The organism is Desulfosporosinus sp. SYSU MS00001, assembly GCF_049943955.1.
In the GTDB taxonomy this organism is placed as follows: Bacteria; Bacillota; Desulfitobacteriia; order Desulfitobacteriales; family Desulfitobacteriaceae; genus Desulfosporosinus.
In genome coordinates, this window is the sequence record NZ_JBNFTW010000004.1 from 249,085 (window position 1) to 267,361 (window position 18,277).

The window sequence follows — 18,277 nt, forward strand, 5'->3', positions numbered from 1 at the left end:
GCAGGCTCAAAATATAATATACTTTAGTGGTACAGATTCTGTATATATTCTGTATATATTCAAGAAAATGGGGTTGCCCCCAAAAGTACTACTAAAGTTCTTTTGGGGTTTATTAAGATTGATATTTGGCAATGATTTATCAAGATAAACTTGGATTTAAATATCGAGGTGAATTGTTGTCGATACACAGTTATTTTGTTTAAAGCCTATGGGTCTTGGTACTGATATGGTAGAACGACTAACAAGCTATATATCAAGGTTAGCTGAGAACCATTCTGTCACCGTGGGTGATCTAGTAGGGAAAGAACTTGCCCCAGTCCTCGGAAAGGAGTACCTTCTTAAAAGCAGTAAGGAAGGTGGAAGCAGGTTCTTTGAAGCAGCGTCTGAGCTTAACGGGTTGGGTAAAGCAGCTGAGGACTGTGCGAAAGTATTGGAGTTATTGACAGGATGTTTTGATACTAAAAGTCTGACATTGGTTTCTTGGCAATCTTTTATACCGTATAGAGGATTATTCCGACACAATAAGGCTTGGTGCCCAACATGTCTCAATACCTGGAGAAACGAGCAACGGAATATTTATGAACCATTACTATGGGGGTTTAGTGCAGTGACAACATGCCGAGAACATAAGATAAACCTCGAGACTCGATGTCCAAATTGCTTAAAGGAAATTCCTTTGTTAACTCGAAGAACCCGGAATGGGTTTTGTTCGAACTGTGGTTGTTGGTTGGGGCATCAATCATATTCGAATTCAAATGAGGCATCAGACGGAAAAAGTACAGATTGGAAATATTTTGTCACTAGCAATATTAAAGAACTAATCACTATGGGACAAGTCATAAATTATAAGTTTTCAAGTGATTGTATAGTGGAGTATATCAGGCTGATTACAGATAAAATAGGCGGTAAAGGAGAATTCGCGCGTGTCTTCGGATTTCCGAGAACTACAGTAGGAGTTTGGTACGAAGGTAAGCATAAACCAGCACTAGATGCAATTTTGAGAATTTGCTACGTCACAAATCACCAGATCAAAGACATATTTAATGGGTATAGGCCAGATGAAATAAAGGGGGTAAATGGAGTTTTCTTACAAAATTTCGAGTGCTCAAATCGAAGAAAGCAATTTGATCGGGAGTATACTGAATCAAGGCTTCGTATTGTATTAAAGGACACCAAAAAGGCTCCTTCAATGCGGGAAATCGCGAGGAACCTTAAATGTAACCGAAAATTATTATATAGACATTTTCCTAAGTTGTGTAAAGCTATTTCACAAAAACATCAATTAAACTTACAGGCTTGTAGAAAGCAACGAATTGAACAAGGTTGCCTCAGTGTAACAGAGGCAACACATAAGTTGATAAGTCAAGGTATCTATCCAAGTCGGCGACGAGTAGAAGACATCTTAGGATTTCAATTGCGGGAAAAACCTTTACAAGAAACATGGCGTAGTATTATTAAAGATCAGGTATGGCTTATGTAATAAAATCGACAATGTTTGACAAAGAATGAACAATAATCTATAATAAAAAAGTCTATAAACAAACTCAAATATGCTACATATTTGTCGGCTATATGTAGCTATATAAATATTTAATTTCAACAAACTTAGACAATTGATCCTAATTTACCATTATACATATTGTATTAACTATATATCCTTTGATTATATTAACATGACATTTATCCTTTGTCAAATAAGTTTGGGTAATATTTAAGGAAATTTTATCGGAATTTTGTTGTTGAGGAGGCTAGCAATTAGCTTTTATGTTTACATACCTTTGATTTAGTTAAGAAAGAGTAACTTTTTAGATTATATATCTAACAATTTGGTAATAGCAAAGGGAACCTAGAAAAAAGCGAATAGAATTTCAATCAAAAAGACTACTCGAGAAGATATCAAGGTGTATGGTTATGGTGAGGCTGGTCGGTTAAAGCTATTACAAGAGGTTAATTATTAGGAGAAATATAATTTGCGAAATAAAGGAGGGAATTTTATGACAAATGTACAGGAATTGGCCTTACTTTGTGATAAGTATCAGATCCCTGAAGAAGGAAGGCAAATGATTGAACGGATAAGAAAATCAAGACCTTCTCGTAATGTTGGAGGTGGGAAGAAAAATGTAACAGGAGTTTATCCTAGCCAAAAAATGGGCTTCGGGATTCAGTTCGAAAGTCATAAGAATGAACTCCCTTTTATCCACATAAGGGAGCATAATCCTCAAGTCTTAGAATACTACGATCAGCCACCTAAATTTAAGATGAAATTTTTGTATAAAGAAAAGGTTATAGGATTCTTACATACCCCAGACTCTTTTGTTATTACTCTAAATGGAATTGGATGGGAAGAATATAAACCTGAGGAGGATTTGCAAAAATTGGCTGAAGAGTACCCCAATCGATACATCTGTATTGATGGAGTATGGCATTGCCCGCCAGGCGAGGAGTATGCAAAACAGTTTGGACTAAATTACTGGGTAGTATCCTCAAAAGACATCAATTGGAAATTAGAACGTAATTATACATTTATTGAGGATTATTTATTAGATTCTAATTTTGAAATTACAGAAGATACACTAAACGTTATTACTGAAGAAGTTCGAAATAAGCCAGGGGTATTACTGATCGAGCTTCTCAGTAATCTGAATATTGAAGCGGATTCTGTCTATTACATGATAGCCAGGCGTCAAATCTATTTTGATATGGAAAATGAACTCTTGGCGGAATATGATCGTGCCCACTTGTTTAATAACGAGCAAGTAGGTATTACTTATAGGATAATGACCTCTAGTAAAAAAGAACCTGTTTTAAAAACACACTGTGTCGTAGTAGCACCTGGTTCAAAAGTTCTTTGGGACGGTAATCCCTGGACCATAATAAATTTAGGTGAAAATAATGTTTCCTTAGTCAACGAAGGTAATCTCCTTGACCTTCAGAGGAACGTATTTATTAATCTTGTTTGCGAGGATAGGATAAAAGGTATTGAAGAAAGTATCCTCAAGCCCCAAAATTCAGCGTCAGATTCATTAATTTATGAAGCAAGTGAACAAGATCTGAAAATAGCTTATCTTAAGTATGAGATGATATTACCTTTGCTAGAGGGAACTGGGAAACCGTGTATGTTAAAAGAAGTAACGTTACGGACAATTCAAAATTGGTTAAAAGCTTACCGTCAGGCAGAACAAGAGTACGGTTCTGGTTTTTTAGGTCTTCTCCCACGTACGAAGTATAGAGGTAACCGGAGCGAGCGATATTCTAAAGAAGTATATTATAAAGAGATTGAGGAATTTATTAAAGCAAACGAAGAGCCTAAAGATCAAGAACAAAAGGTACTTTATGGTAAGCTACAGCATTATTTGGAGAAAAAGGGGCTTGTGGTTCCAAGTATTAAGTTCTTTAGGAAAATTTTAAAAATGAGACCATTGTTAGAACGGTTGGCAAAAACTCAGGGTAGTAGGGTTGCCTATCAGAAAAGGGAGTTTTACTGGGAACTTGATATGACTACACCGCGACATGGGGAGAGACCGTTCGAAGTTGCTCACATTGATCATACTGAGGTCGATTTAGAAACGGTTCATTCTACAACATTAAAAAAATTGGGCAAGTTCTGGTTAACTTTAATGATTGATGCCTTTACAAGGCGCATTCTAGCCTTTTATATAACTTATGATCCACCTTCCTATAAGTCAGACATGATGGTTATAAGAGAGTGTGTAAGGCGTTTTAATCGGCTTCCGCAAATCATTGTTACAGATAACGGGCGTGATTTTACGAGTATATACTTTAGGGCTTTATTGGCTCGTTACCATGTGACTCATAAAACAAGACCACCACATGAAGCTCGTACGGGTTCTGTTATTGAGCGGAATTTTAGAACAAATAATACACAGTTATTCCACAATCTTGTGGGCAATACAAAAATCATGAGAAATGTCCGGCAAGTGACTAAGTCAGTAAATCCTAAAAACCATGCTATTTGGAATCTTCCTTTTCTTTATGCGTTATGTACAGAGTATTTCTATGAGTTTTATGATACTGAAGAACATTCAACCTTGTGCGAATCACCTCGTGAACTGTTCAACCGAAGTATGGCTCTGTCAGGTAAAAGGCCATTTAGAATTATTCCTTACAATGAAAATTTTATGATAATGACCCTTCCTTCGGCTAAAGGTGGAACCGCTAAGGTTGATCCTCAGCGGGGAATTAAAGTTCGATATCTATACTATTACTGCAAAGAATTTGCCAAAGCGAGTGTTGCAAATACAAATATTCCTGTACGTTATGATCCTTGGGATTGCGGTATAGTTTATGCTTATATTCAGGGAAAGTGGACTAAATGTTATTCACAGTACTATACAGCCTTTAAGGGCAGGAGCGAGAATGAGATCAAAGTAATTACAGAACAATTGATAAAACAGAAAAAAGATAATGCCAGCAATTCGAAGATATCAGCTAAAAAACTGGCGGAATTCATATTAGACCATGTAGAGGTCAGGGAAGAGGTGCTTAAACAGAGACTTATTGATTCTGAGATGGTACCTCAGTTAAAAGTCATCAATGGTGGGTTAAATAATTGCTATACTAACAAAAATGATAAGCCCGTTGAAGAAGTTCCTGTGGCACAGATGCTTAATTGGAACGATATAACTTTCGATCTCGATGATGAGTTCGTAGATTAGATTTAAGATGAACGTCAATCATCGGCTGTTCATCAAAAGATTATCTATATATGTTAAGGAGTGTATTCATGGCTGACTACGTTGGAAAGTTTCCGGCATACTTGGTAGAAAGCTCGGTAGAGGAACGTAGAAATTATTTTAAAAATTATATAGCTCCTCATCCGAAATTAAAGGAAGCAGTAAAAGATACGGTTTTTGAAATTACAAGTATTTTATCAGAAGGGATTGTTTTTGTATGTGGCCCAACTGGTGTTGGAAAAATGGAGCTAGTAAAACGTGTAATAAAAAGTCTAGAAAAATTAGCCGAACCGAAATTATCAACTAATAAAGGATGTATTCCTGTAGTAAATATTGAGGCTATTGCTCCCGCGCATGGTAGCTTTGATTTTGCAGAGCTTTGGAAAAATGGTTTGAAACAATTAAAAGAACCGCTAATAGATAAAAAGATATCTTATGTTGATGAAGTTGTGATTGATGATGCTGGTGAACGTATTATTATCTCAAAAATAAAGAAAGCAAATATGCTAGACGTTTTAGCAGGTACTCTTTATTTTAGGGAGTCCTCGGCATTAATCATAAACGAAGCCCATCATATGTTGCGGGTTGCCAGCGGTAAGAAGATTAATTCGGAAGTTGATGTGATTAAATCCCTTGCAAATATGAGTAAAACCCCTGTAGTTTTAGTTGGTACGTATGAACTTGTCACCTACTTAAAGGACTTAATTGATTCCTCAACTGATCAGGCGAACAGAAGAGCTGAAATCGTTGAGTTTTCGCGTTACAAATATGAAGTACCGGACCAGGTAGTAGACTTCTGTAAAATCGTAAATCAGTTTCTTCTCCACATGCCATTATCAAAAGCGCCAGAAGTATTAATAACCGGTGGTAGTGATAAAGATTTTATCTATTATTATAAACATACGATAGGGTGCATCGGAACTCTCAAGCAATGGCTTTATCGTGCTTATAATTTAGTTCTACAAGAAGAAGCACTTACTTTGACCAGAAAGCATCTGGAGAGAACTAAGATTTCCGGACGAAGATGTGAAGGGATGCTTCAATCGGCTTTAGACGGTGAGAAAGAATTGCAAGAGATTTTGTCAGAAGGAGAAATTGAAAAGAAGTTAACTTTAAAAAATAGCAATCAACCGGAATCACAAAAACCTGCAGAAGATAAGGGTAGGGCTAATAAGCCTTTTACTCCTAATCCTAGAAGAGATAAAACCGGCACTGAGCAGTTTTAAATGATTCTTGGAATATTAGCAAGATGTTAAAGTACAAGGATAACGACATAATTTGAACTTTGATAAAAGAATTATTAATTGAGAAAAAAGGGACTTAGAATCCTATGAAGGACATGGTAAAGAACCTATTGTTTTAGGGCAAATCAGGAGGTGAAATGAATATAAACGAGGATAAAAAGAATGTAAACAGCACTCGATTATTTACTCTTGAACCGGCGGCTTTATTTAGTCCATTAAGTGAAAGTTTGCCAAGTTATATTATGCGTCTCGCTAAGGCACATCATGTAACTGTAGGAAATTTAGCAAAAAATGAAATAATACCACGGTTATCATTGGACTACTATTTATTGGATGGGCGAACCTCAAATTTTTATCTTGAGACTAAAAGGCTCTATTCTTCCTCAGTTCTTTCCAATGAGTTAATTCGAGCCCTTGAAGAACTAACAGGGAATAACAATCTGCAATACCTAAAAGCAGACATTAACCCATTTATAAAGCAGAATAGAGCATTTAGAAATATACGTGCATGGTGTCCACATTGTTTGCAAGAATGGAGAGACAATGGTGGCATTGTTTATGAACCTTTACTATGGAACTTTTCTATTATTGAATATTGTATTCGACATAAATACCCACTACAAACGAAATGTAATAATTGTGGTCAACAGATGAAGTTATTAACTCCTACATCGATTCCAGGGTTCTGTTCAAAATGTCGCGCTTGGTTAGGGGGCAATAACGATTCGAGTATAGGACAGATTAAGAATTATGATTGGCATTTATGGGTGTATAATAATATTACTGAGCTACTTTGTGAGAGGTCCATTATTAAAAACAATAATTTCCTTTCTATAAACATTCAAAGAATAGTGGTGACACATTTTAAAAGTTTAAGAAAATTTTCGCTTTTTATAGGTATTCCTTATTTAACCCTTTATAGTTGGATTAAAGAAAATGTAAGGCCTAGCCTTAATATATTACTAGAGATGTCTTATTGTATAGATGTTAAAATTATAAGATTAATTACTGAGGAAATTCATATATACGAGATAGAGAAAATAACATTTAAAGAACCGGTCATAAAACACCTATCTGCGCATAGAACAATAAATTGGGATTTGTGCGAACAAGAATTAAATACGGCTTTGAAGAATGAATTTCCCCCTTCAATTCAGGAATTAGCGAGACGTCTTTCAGTTAATGTTGAGTCAATCCGCGTTCACCTTCCTGAGAAAGTTTGTGAAATTGTTCTAAAACGTAAAGAATATATTTCAAATAAGACTAGGCAAAAAAGGATAAGACAACAAGAAGAATTAAGAAGAATTATGATTGAAATTTATAAACAGGGTAAGTATCCGACTATACGTGCTGTTAGTGATCAATTGGGGATAAAGGGGTGGCTTTTAAAAGAAAGCGCTAATTATGAGGTGTGGATAAATACACTAATATCTTTAGGCCTGACAGTTAGGTAAATATCACTCTTGGCTTAATTGTGTAAGGGAAAAGGAAGATTGGCTATATCCAAAGAAAAGAGGATAAGATACTTGAAAAAAGTTCAATACTTGTAATTTGTCAAGGATTAAGAGATATCCGACCGAAGATTTACCAATATAAGGCCACTTTTTCAACTAAGAAGAAAATGTACTATGTGAAGCGAGGTTATAAAATAGATGGAAGTCCTAAAAAGAGAGTTCCCACAAGGTTAGTGGCAACTCTCTTTACTTAACAGTTATTATTGGACAAAGAAAGAAGAATTGAAGGAAACTGAGAATATTTCTATAAAGACGTTATGGGATTATCTTTGTACCTACTGCTATCACCGCGTCTTTCCTCTTATGAAGTTCTGGAGGAAGCAATCCGTAGTGGACTAAACTAACCTGAATACTTCGCTCTTGCCGAGGGCGTCAGCGCCGGGCGCTATTTGGGGCTTAAGTTGAATCAGCATGTCGGGGTGATTGAACGGCATTGTTTACTGGTTAAAGTAGCAATTGCAAAAGCGCAGTTTGAACAGGAAGCAAAGAGAGAGCCAAGGCAGAAGGCCAAGCCGGAGCAATTTTGGATACAAAATATGACAACTCAACTTCGCCAGTTCAACCGAATGGTAAAGAGGCTGTTCGGGTATTGATTTTACAGGACAACTCCCTGAGAACTGGAGAGAATTTAACAATAAATTTATACCGATTTACTTACATGGGTTATGTACACGAAAACTTGGCCGAAGAAGGACAGATCGTTAAAGGCGTTATTATTTGGCCGTGGGGGATTAAGTCTTTAGGAATTGGGCTGGTGATTAGTTCGGGAAAGCAGTCGGTTACTTCGTTCTCATTACAGGTATAGAAATGGAGGCCAACCATTGTGGAATAGAGACAATGGATTCCTTCTAGCTTAACTTACTAACCATTCATTATCATCAAAGGGGCTTGGGGCTTCATAAAAAGTATAGGGCTGATAAACTTAACTTACACCTCTACCGAAATGTAACGTGGGATAAGCTACCAGTCAGGTGAGAAGTGTTGGTAGGTGGTAGGGCTTGTTCACTTAAACTAAAAGACAGTTATCTTAATACAGAGATGCTGGCCGTGTCTATTTGTGTATGCAGAAATTTGTCCATACTTTTTGCTATCCTAATTATATAAGAAATTTTTAAAGAGTAACAAGGGAGGGCCATTAGCTGAGGAATAAATATTACGAATTATGAAGGAATTTGTATTCATCAGTTAGAATTAAATGAATGTTAGAGAAATGGTAGGTCTTGTTAAAACAGAAGATTATGGTTCCTTATTTAAATCAAAGAATAGGCCAAATTTGGTCTTATAGGGGGAGTTAAAGTGGTAGACATACATCAAATTTTGGATTCAGATGATTCAAAAGTTAATTTTATTAAAGGATTGATTTATCTCTCAAAAGCAGAAGAGCTTGAAAAGGGGATAAAAGGAATTAACATGGAAGAGTTGGGTTACTTAAATAATGCAATGGTCGCTCTTAATATTGACGAGCTAAAACGGAAACAGTTAGAAAGTCTTATATATCTAAATAGTATTGAATTAGATATTTCCTTTAAGTCAAAAAGACAAGCGGTATTCTTTTTGAGGGAAGGGATTCAAATTTGTTGTATTGATGGCCAATATTCTCAAGCAGAAAAGGATCTCGTCTATAGAATGGCTAGTGTTCTGGGAATCAATAAATCTATGGTTGCTAATCTTGAAGAATGGGTGTCAGAAGGAATAGAATGGTCAAACCGTGGCGAGAAATTCTTAGAGTTGGAGGGTTAAGAAGATGGGCTTTTGGAAGAAGGTTGGAATGGTAGCGGGTGGAATAGCAGGAGGGGCCGTTGCAATAGTTGCAGCACCAGTAGTATTATCAGCGGCAGCAGTTGCTGGTACTGCGGCTCTAGCAACTGCTGCCGGAGCGGCTGGGGCAGCGGCCGCAGGTGTTTCTGCAGCAGGAGCAGCAGTCGCAGGAGCGGCGGGTGCAGCAGGGGTAACAGTGGCAGGCCTTGCTACTGTGGATGGTGCTTTAACAGCAGGTGCTGTAGTTGGAGCTGCAGGGGCAGCTGGAGCAGCTGGAGCAGCTGGAAAGACAATATACGACAAAGGAAAGTATGAAGGTAAAAAAGAGGGTTATACAGAAGCAAGTGAAGTATACGATGGAAGATTTAAAAAACAAGCTAAGTCCTTTGAGGAACAGATGGAAAAATCAAAAGGGCTATTAAAAGAAAAAGACGACCTAATAGACGATCTGATAAAATATCAAGAAGATAAAACCAGGGACTAAGAAGATTAGCAAAGAAAACGATACTATAAAATTAAAGTCATTATTAGTATTATTAGGAGCAAATATGAGTAGTTTAGAAGAACTAAAACGAAGAAGAGAATTATTGGATAAAAAGAGTAAAGCTATTTTATCTAATATGGATATGATTATTCAAGAAAACTACCGTGTTGCAGAGGTAGCTCATAATGCTGGAAAAATAATAGACGATTTAGATAAAAAATTTGATAAACTTACAAAGTTAAATGGCTTCGATATTTCGTTTCTATTTTTCGCTACGGCTTTACAATGTGTTAGGCAGTATTGGTTATCTAATGAAAAGTTTAGATTTGATAAAGATGGAGATGCAAGCAAAGTTCTCAAGAAAACAATGCCAAAGAGCTATAGCGAAATATTGTTAGGACCTGTTCCGTACGACGCGTTTAAGAAGTCGGATGATTTTAGATCAACTTACATCAACACTGGGGTTAGTGGGGCTAACCATAGATACACTGTATTAGGGCATGATCCTCTCTTGGGGTGGATTTTTGGTACATTAAATATAATCACTGATTCATTAACGAAAAACAACATAATGCTTGAATCTTATAAGGTGATAAATAGTACACATATTGATGCCCCTATAACTTTTCCAGCCCTAATTCATGAGTGTTCTCAACAGGTCCAAAATGATTATAAAATATTAATAGTTGCTGTTACAAGACAGGCATTGCATTACGGAACAGACGCATTTACCAAAATGGGATTGCCTATTCCAATTGTAAACAACCTATCTCCTGACTTAACTTCGACTTTAATGAAAAATGGAATTGATTTATATGGTATTACCAGAGGTGCTACTCTGTCTATATTAATAAATACTATTATAGCAGCTATACATGGTCTATATTATGATAACAAATTCTACAAGAATAGAGATGTTTATGAAGTTAAGACAAGGAAGATCCTTAGCTACTCTAATCTAATAGCGACTACTAGTAACGTCATTTACGTAGCTATGAATTCGGCTATGGGAAACGAACTAGCATTGAGGAATTTAGACGTTGGTGGAATGCTCGTAACAATATATAGGCTAATTAACGACTATCAATTTGTAAGGCGTGTAAAAGAAGAATTCGTGTTTGGGGGTTTTAATAAACTTATCGAAGGTGAAGAATACAAGTTCGAAGATGTATGATCTTGGTCAATAAAAACGTTAGAAAAAATCTAGGCTAAATAAGTTTTACGTACAGGTTTTAGTAGTGGAAACACAGAAAGCCCCTAAAATCTTTGAATTAACGATTCAGGGTTATATTTAAATCATGGAATCCATTCGGCCGGGTGCCTGAGCGTCTTGATGGAAGCTCACCCCTTGCCAGAAAGAGAGAAGGATATTCATGAAGTACTCATTTTATCCATATGGACCCTTAGGAACTTGTATCACTAACGGCTGAGGATATTGAGATTTTCTCCGTAGGGAATAAATGAAAAAACAAAACCTGTATTAAATCTGCATCAGCAAAAAAATCATACGAAGCGGTGAGAATGACCATTTGATGCAGAAATTCAGTTTCCTGGAGAAACGGGGAGGCATAAATTATTCAACTTTTTTCGTAGACGGCCAGACTCCCTTAATGCTTTTGAGATTCCAATCTTAGCTATATGATTCCTAGCACAGAAGAGAAGCAAGTGGAAAAGGCCGCAAGCGCATATTTCCCATCCATTTTTAAAACTACTACAGGATTCTCTAAAATCTGAATTCGAAAAGTTATTACCCAAAATACTTGCTTTGCTAGAAGTAGAGACAGAAAGTCATGACCGACTATAGTTAAATAGGGAATGGATTTTTGTGCTATTGGACAAGCTTATGTTGCGATTACAGGATAGCTAATAAGAGTCCCCTAAAAAACTCATGTTTTCGTGCGGATTTAGTTGTAGTGCAAACCATATTTCTTGCAGCAGTATAATTTGTTTGGGGTCAAAATACGGATTTTTTAGGGAAATCAATTTAAAGTATTCAAGAAGGTGAAGAAATGATTAAAATAGATATATCAGAAATTGATAATATGTATGAAAAGATATGTTTATTAGAAATCTTATCTCTCCGCTCTAATTTTGATTGGAATCAAGATGATTTCCAATTACTTTTAATAGATGAGCTTGATAATTTTTATGCAGAAAGAATTTTAAAAGTTTATGATCATTCTAAAGAGATTATGTTAATAGATGGACAGCATCAGGTTAAAGTTAGTAAACATATTCAACCTTTAGCTTATAATGTTCGAAAGGAATATAAAGGAATAAAGCAAGATTTAAGAAAACTATTAATTTCAATTGATAACAATAGTTCAGATATTTATATACATGTTCAAAATATTTTACATTCTTTTGGATTTATCAATACTTCTTTAATTACCCATTACACAGAAAGATTACAAAACCAAGATAAATTATGCAAACATGGTCTTATTAATCCTGGAAAAGATGGATTTACCATATTGCAAGCTTTAAAATTATTTACACATATACATACTAAAACGGAAATAAAAATATTATTAAAAAGTTTGATTTATAGTTTTATTTCTAAGCTTAATTTTGTTTATTTTTTATTTATTATAAATACTTGTATAACATCACCATTTCAAAGCCAAAAAATTAAAACTGGTTTAGAAAAATTATTTGATATATTTTATAAGGAATTAGAAGATATTGATATTTACTGGATAGATATTAATTCACCACTCAATATAAAATCAAATATACATTCAAGGGGGCGAGTAGATAATACTACTAGAATTACATTATATTTTTTAAAAGGATTTTCATCATATAAAATTAGATTAGATTTAGCTCATAAAGGTGTCGATTATATACATATTAATATGGATTCCGATACAATAAAAAATATTTCGTATGTTGATTTAAGCGAATTTGAAAATGCATTAGATTTAATTGATAAAGATAAAAGTATTATACTTTATAAAGAATTAACCAAATTTGACAGCCAAATGAGAAAGAACTTTTTTCACCCTGAAATAGAAAAGCTTACTAGAAATTTACCAGTTTCTCATATTACAAAGCAAAATTTAATTAAAGTATATAACCATAATGCCCATAAAGTCATTTTGGAAGATGATAGCAAGGAGTTTGATAATCTATTTTTAACTCTTGAGCAAGAATTGATCTGCAACAATTTTATAAATTTGAATAATCATAATAGCCAAGAGTCTAGACATTTGATAATGAAATTGAATTTAGATATTGGTCTTATCTATGCAGAATATATTCAAAAACAGCTTGAAGGACGTAATTATTATGAATATAGTAAAAGAAATATTCAAGATATCCTTACACAACTATATCCCGAAAATGATGAGGATTTTAAAAAATTCACTCTAGAAGAGCTAATAAATTATGGTATTGACATCATTACCGAAAAAATAGCTCTAAACGATGAAATTTTAAGTTGTTTGGAGGCTTAGGAAGTAGATCCCTAAAAGCTTAACCATTATAAAACAGAAATAAGTATAGATAGGCTTTTTTTACTTTTACATTCGCTAAGCCCCATAGATTTTATCTGAATTTTTATGCTTCCTTTTTGGACTAAAAGAAAATTTATGGTTCCGATTGTTTAAATAGTGATGCAAATGACACCTATAATGGTGTTTTCCTTGGAAAAGATATGATTCCTTTTTTGGAAAGGAAATGAGTTCTGCCACATAACCTCTAAACCTGGTTCATCTTTAAGATGATTTACCATAACGGATTCTACATACTCCTGAATTACCTGCTTTTTTTCTTCGTCATTATCGGAGAAAAGCAGGTGTTTTTTATGTTCCAAAATATTTATAATAGCTGGACGGCGACATCGCTCGATAATCCCTATTCCAAACACCACACCTTTAATTTTAAGCATTCTCAACGTTACTTCCTCCGGAGTACCTCGCATGCATATCTTTTTTATGTGTCATTGTCGAGGTTATGGGAGTAATATGTAAACTGGAAAGGGGACATTATTTTGATCATGCTTATAACTGTTAGGGCTACTAGGTCTAAAATACTAGCTTAACAGTGCAATATTGCTTTGAAGCCCTTTAAAAATATGTTATTATAAATGTATCAATTTATTTGGAATGTCATATAATAATAACAAATGATTCTAAAAGAAAGGTGAAAATATATGATCACTGATAAAAAATGCAATACAAATTATGCTGCATTTATCAATGATATTATCGATAGAATACCTGAAGGTGACCCGATTTTTACAAACGAAATCACTAATATTTTAGTAAAAGAATTGAACATTGATCAACAGCGAGCAAGAAAGATTGTAAATACAACTCTAAATCGATTAAATGGAACAAGCATTGAAAACTTTCGTAAAGGGATTTACTATAAACCAAAAATTACGGTATTCGGAAAAACCCCATTAAATCCCACTCAGTTAATATTTCAAAAATATATGATTCAAAAAAATGATATTGTAGGATATGAAACAGGCGCTTCCTTTTTACAAAAGATTGGATTGGCAACCCAAATTCCTAAATATCATCACATTGTAACAAATTTGGTTAATCATAGAGGGAATAAAGTGGATAATGAATTAAAGGTTGTGCTTCGTAAACCAAAGGTAAAAGTAGACGCAAAAAACGTAAAATACTTGCAGGTTCTTGATGCAGTAGAAAATAAAGATCGAATCCCTGTTGATGCAAAATTACCCTATAAAATTATAAATGATTATATGGAGAAAAACTCCTTGGATTTCGGAAGATTAATAGCATTAGCAGATACTAAATACCCTAAAATCGTAGTTACACGACTATTAAAAATAGCTCAGGCCACACGACTATGAAGTTACACCTTTCACCGGATGTTTTTGAAACTATTTTATTAACTATTGCCAAACGCGAAGACATCCGGTCTGACGTTTTAGAAAAAGATTATTATGTTACTTTACTGCTCAAAGAACTTTCTTTCAAGCAAGATGAACTGAAAGCATATTTTAAAGGTGGTACTGCCCTATATAAAGCTCTTTCCAGTATCAATCGTTTTTCTGAAGACATCGATCTTACCGTTTACGACAAGGACTGTTCTAAAACCCAGGGAAAAAAGCGTTTGGAAAAATCTGCTCAAGGATATACTGCTCTTAAGAGGTTAACAGATGATAATGAAAATATAAATTCTAAAGGAAATGTTACTTCAGTTTATGGCTATGAATCAACATTCTCAAATATCGATAATAATGATCCTTTACAGCGGTTTGGTAGAGTAAAAGTTGAAGCTACATCCTTTACTACCAGTGAACCTTGGGAAGTAATGGAGATCACTCCCATCATCTATACCAAAGCGACCGATTCCGAAAAGGAAATATTAGAAAGAGAATTTGATGTAGCTCCTTTCCAATTACAAACAATCAAGTTAGAGCGTATATTTGTAGATAAACTATTTGCAGCGGAGTTTTATTATATACGTTACAAAGCTAGCAATATTGACTCCGAAGAAAACTATGCCTTTGATGTTGCTAAGCATATATATGATTTAATGATTTTATACAAACATCCCAAAATCATAGATCTGATCTCAGATTTGAACTCATTGAAGGAATTAGTGTCTCTAAAACGAGCGGAAGAAGCCCTTCGTAAGGGGGGTATTCAAGCTGACCTTAGAATCAAAGATTTTTCTTACGCTACGACACTGTTGCTTGATAAGGAATTTAAAGTTGAATATAATCGAATGCAGGAAATTTATGTTTTTAAAGACGTTGATAAAATTCCACTTTCAGAGGCAAAGGTTGTTTTTGACATAATCAAGTCCATAGATATATGAATATGTCTATCAAAATAGTAGATCACTGGTTCGATCTAATAGTCGGCTCTAAGGAAACTTTAACACCGCAATCACTTGCGGTGTTTTTGATGCGAGACAGGCAGTTAATCATGACATTAAGCGGTAAACTGGTGCATCAATCAATTTGCCGAAGGCTGGTTAACTTTCTCTAAAGGTATAGTGCAATACTTTATTCAAAAAGAAAAAGCCATAGACGATTACATACTCGTTTGTACTTGTTTGTTCAAAAAGGGGGTGGGGTATGAAATGTTGGTTTACTTTTAATGGCAATGATTTACCAGCGGTTTGTGGCGGTGCAATTGTATCAATCTATTAAGGTACCAAATACTGTTTATTGGAGTATATTCTGTTAGTGCGAAAGAACGCTGATAAGTGCAATCCACTCAGTATGGTACTTCAGGAGATGCGAGCCATCGAATTAGTAGGGGATAACTGAAGCTTGAAAATGAACAACAGATAATATCATGTGCTATCTTGCAAAGTAGATAAGTCTCTTATTTAGGTTGGTATTCGCTAACCGGTAATGAGTGGGCGTTAACGCGGTTAAAGTCACAGCTGAAGGTATTTCGTGTCATTGGGTTCATAATTAGAGGAATCTAGAAAACGGTAAGAGGATTTTCGACGGGTGCTTCTATCGCCAATAGAGCTTGTGGTATCACAGCTTATATGTTAGGGTTTCCAGCAGTGTAAGTTCGCCTCCGTCATAATTTGTTTAAAAACCCGCTCATGCGGGTTTAACTGTTTTTGTAGAGGCTTTTCTGTGTCCATAATTACAGTTAGTGGGCTCCATAGTACTAGTTAGCCGTTATTCTTAGTGGTCTTGATAATTCTTAAACTTCAATATTGTTTTACTAATAATAAACGACGCGACATAGGGAAAACATCCGGCCATAACAACAAAGTGTGCCAAATGATAGGATGGTCTGCTCCAAATATAATAGGGAGTGCCTATTAAACTTAACGGTTTAAGGATAGACTCAATTATGTCGTTCGGTAATACCTCCAGTAATGAAAAAAGGGTCATAGAAATTAATGATATAATTCCGATCACAATGTACATCGATGCCTCAACTTTTTTAGGTTCACCATTTATAGCCGGAAAAACCCAAACGCTTAAAAATGATGCCCCTGCTAAAACTATGACACTTAAGCAGCCAAAAAAGTCGTGTGTGTTACTGAACGCGGTAATCATAATACCTATACTTATAAGGGGGAGAATTGTGAGCATCAGTACATAAATCATAAGACTTAATCTGTTTTTCGATAGATATCCCGAAATAAAAATTATTAGACATTCAAAGAAAATCATTCCGCTCATTCTAGATAACCTCCACCAGATATCTCTTTATCCTTATTTTGCTTCTTGAGTTTGATAAAAGACGTTTTGACAAGTTCAGATATAACTAATTCCCTGTTTTTGAGCAAATTCCTCCCTAACCCATGATTAGCTGCTTTAAAGGGAGTCGGGAGTCTGGTCCCTATCGAAGCTCTGATGTTGCTTTAGCTGAATGAGTTCACTTTCATATCTAACTATGTTAACATTTAAGACATTGAAAATTATATTATACAGACTAAGGGGATTAAGAATGGACAAAAATGATCTCGCCAAGCTTAGAAAAGAATTTAAGGCAGGCAATGACGGGCTAAAATTAGGGGAAATTTGCAGTGTTTATATCAAAAAGGATAATGCACAAATTCTTGGGGTAGAAACTGAATATTTTGAGCAAATGGACGAATTAAAACAGGAGTTTTACCTCAAAGGATTTAAAAAGCTTATTACAGGTCAACTGGACAGTAAAATATTTGAACTAAGTTTTGCGGACAACAAACTCGGTGAAAACCCGGAGCAAAAGGTCCTGTTTGAGGCCTTACACGCGGATTTCAAAGAACAGATTGGGCACATTGTGAAAAAAATCATGGATCACAGTGAATCCTACGAATCGGATTATATGATCTCATTTACCCGTGGGGAATTTTGGATTCCTGCAAAAAACGAAGTGGGGGAAGATGACGCAGCGAAAAACGATGTTGTTAATGCTTTTCAATTTATGATGGGTACCGTCAACTTGGTGTCCAGTCCCAAGCGGGCCTTGATGTTTGATTTTGAGGAAAAGAACTTTAGAGTTGACATCCCGATGAATGTTTATATCAATGCCGTATCACCTGAAGAGGGATTTGTGTTTCCTTCCATGAGTGATGGGTATGCAGATACGAATAAAGTCATTTATTATACCAAAAAGGATAATCAACCTAGTGAATCTTTTATTCATCATGTTTTAAATTGCGAGCTAGTCCCAACAGCTCAAGATGATAAAGAACGGTTTTTAACAATTATCAAAGACGTCGCAGGAGATCAGGTTGAACCTGAAGTAATTGCCAATGTTTATGAACAGATAAGTGAATGCATCCTTGATGCAGATGAAGACGGCGAGATTCCTACCCTTGGCGTCAAAGCTATTGAACAAATTCTTGTCAAAAGCGGAATTGAAGATACACGTAAATTAGAGAATTCATTTTTAGTCAATACTGAAAAGGCAAATTATGAATTTAAGGCGACCAATCTGTTACCAAGCAGCAAGGTGATTGAAATTAAAAGTAATGTCGCACAAATTAAGATTCGTCACGAGGACCTAAAACGCATTAAACAAGTCGAGAGGAATGGGCGACAGTATTTACTAATTGAGATTGATGACCCTGCAATTCTAGAAGGCTTTGAATTAAGTACGGAGGAATTTTAAAGCAATTGAGGGGGTTATT

14 protein-coding genes and 1 pseudogene are annotated in these 18,277 nt (G+C 35.1%); 13 read left to right on the forward strand and 2 right to left on the reverse strand.

Annotated elements, in window-relative coordinates:
* Positions 1-208: 208 nt before the first annotated feature.
* The 10 genes and pseudogenes from ACPUYX_RS09855 to ACPUYX_RS09900 form a co-directional block, all read left to right on the forward strand.
* Positions 209-628: pseudogene (locus tag ACPUYX_RS09855) on the forward strand (TniQ family protein); the annotation flags it as partial.
* Positions 629-727: 99 nt separating this feature from the next.
* Positions 728-1,480, forward strand: coding sequence for a hypothetical protein (locus tag ACPUYX_RS09860; RefSeq protein WP_426379620.1), 753 nt, complete (start codon positions 728-730; stop codon positions 1,478-1,480).
* Positions 1,481-1,994: 514 nt separating this feature from the next.
* Positions 1,995-4,676 (forward strand): DDE-type integrase/transposase/recombinase, encoded by a 2,682-nt coding sequence (locus ACPUYX_RS09865; RefSeq protein WP_426379487.1) that lies wholly within the window; start codon positions 1,995-1,997, stop codon positions 4,674-4,676.
* Positions 4,677-4,744: 68 nt separating this feature from the next.
* On the forward strand, positions 4,745-5,920 hold the full coding sequence (locus tag ACPUYX_RS09870; RefSeq protein WP_426379488.1) for an AAA family ATPase: 1,176 nt from the start codon (positions 4,745-4,747) through the stop codon (positions 5,918-5,920).
* Positions 5,921-6,075: 155 nt separating this feature from the next.
* Positions 6,076-7,392, forward strand: coding sequence for a TniQ family protein (locus tag ACPUYX_RS09875; protein WP_426379489.1), 1,317 nt, complete (start codon positions 6,076-6,078; stop codon positions 7,390-7,392).
* A gap of 583 nt (positions 7,393-7,975) precedes the next feature.
* On the forward strand, positions 7,976-8,257 hold the full coding sequence (locus tag ACPUYX_RS09880; RefSeq protein ID WP_426379490.1) for a hypothetical protein: 282 nt from the start codon (positions 7,976-7,978) through the stop codon (positions 8,255-8,257).
* Positions 8,258-8,748: 491 nt separating this feature from the next.
* Positions 8,749-9,192, forward strand: a complete 444-nt coding sequence (locus ACPUYX_RS09885; protein WP_426379491.1) for a hypothetical protein — start codon at positions 8,749-8,751, stop codon at positions 9,190-9,192.
* A 4-nt stretch (positions 9,193-9,196) separates the two neighbouring features.
* Complete coding sequence (locus tag ACPUYX_RS09890) at positions 9,197-9,694, forward strand: hypothetical protein (RefSeq protein ID WP_426379492.1); 498 nt, start codon at positions 9,197-9,199, stop codon at positions 9,692-9,694.
* Between the two features lie 64 nt (positions 9,695-9,758).
* On the forward strand, positions 9,759-10,868 hold the full coding sequence (locus ACPUYX_RS09895) for a hypothetical protein (RefSeq protein ID WP_426379493.1): 1,110 nt from the start codon (positions 9,759-9,761) through the stop codon (positions 10,866-10,868).
* Between the two features lie 835 nt (positions 10,869-11,703).
* The gene (locus ACPUYX_RS09900) at positions 11,704-13,152 is read left to right on the forward strand and encodes a hypothetical protein (RefSeq protein WP_426379494.1); all 1,449 of its coding nucleotides are present in this window, start codon (positions 11,704-11,706) and stop codon (positions 13,150-13,152) included.
* Positions 13,153-13,301: 149 nt separating this feature from the next.
* Here the strand turns inward: ACPUYX_RS09900 and ACPUYX_RS09905 are convergent, their stop codons facing one another.
* Entirely contained in the window at positions 13,302-13,586 is a 285-nt protein-coding gene (locus tag ACPUYX_RS09905; protein ID WP_426379495.1) for a hypothetical protein, read from the reverse strand.
* Positions 13,587-13,850: 264 nt separating this feature from the next.
* Between ACPUYX_RS09905 and ACPUYX_RS09910 the strand changes: the two genes are divergently transcribed.
* Together ACPUYX_RS09910 and ACPUYX_RS09915 are read left to right on the forward strand one after the other, a co-directional pair.
* Positions 13,851-14,525, forward strand: coding sequence for a hypothetical protein (locus ACPUYX_RS09910; protein WP_426379496.1), 675 nt, complete (start codon positions 13,851-13,853; stop codon positions 14,523-14,525).
* Positions 14,522-15,499, forward strand: a complete 978-nt coding sequence (locus ACPUYX_RS09915; protein ID WP_426379497.1) for a nucleotidyl transferase AbiEii/AbiGii toxin family protein — start codon at positions 14,522-14,524, stop codon at positions 15,497-15,499. The genes ACPUYX_RS09910 and ACPUYX_RS09915 overlap by 4 nt, the downstream gene beginning before the upstream one ends.
* Positions 15,500-16,331: 832 nt before the next feature.
* On the opposite strand, the gene ACPUYX_RS09920 is transcribed toward ACPUYX_RS09915, so the two are convergent.
* Complete coding sequence (locus tag ACPUYX_RS09920; RefSeq protein ID WP_426379498.1) at positions 16,332-16,838, reverse strand: hypothetical protein; 507 nt, start codon at positions 16,836-16,838, stop codon at positions 16,332-16,334.
* Between the two features lie 268 nt (positions 16,839-17,106).
* Between ACPUYX_RS09920 and ACPUYX_RS09925 the strand changes: the two genes are divergently transcribed.
* Positions 17,107-18,258 carry a DUF4317 domain-containing protein gene (locus ACPUYX_RS09925; RefSeq protein ID WP_426379499.1) on the forward strand — a complete coding sequence of 384 codons (1,152 nt, stop codon included), beginning with the start codon at positions 17,107-17,109 and terminating at the stop codon, positions 18,256-18,258.
* Positions 18,259-18,277: the final 19 nt, after the last annotated feature.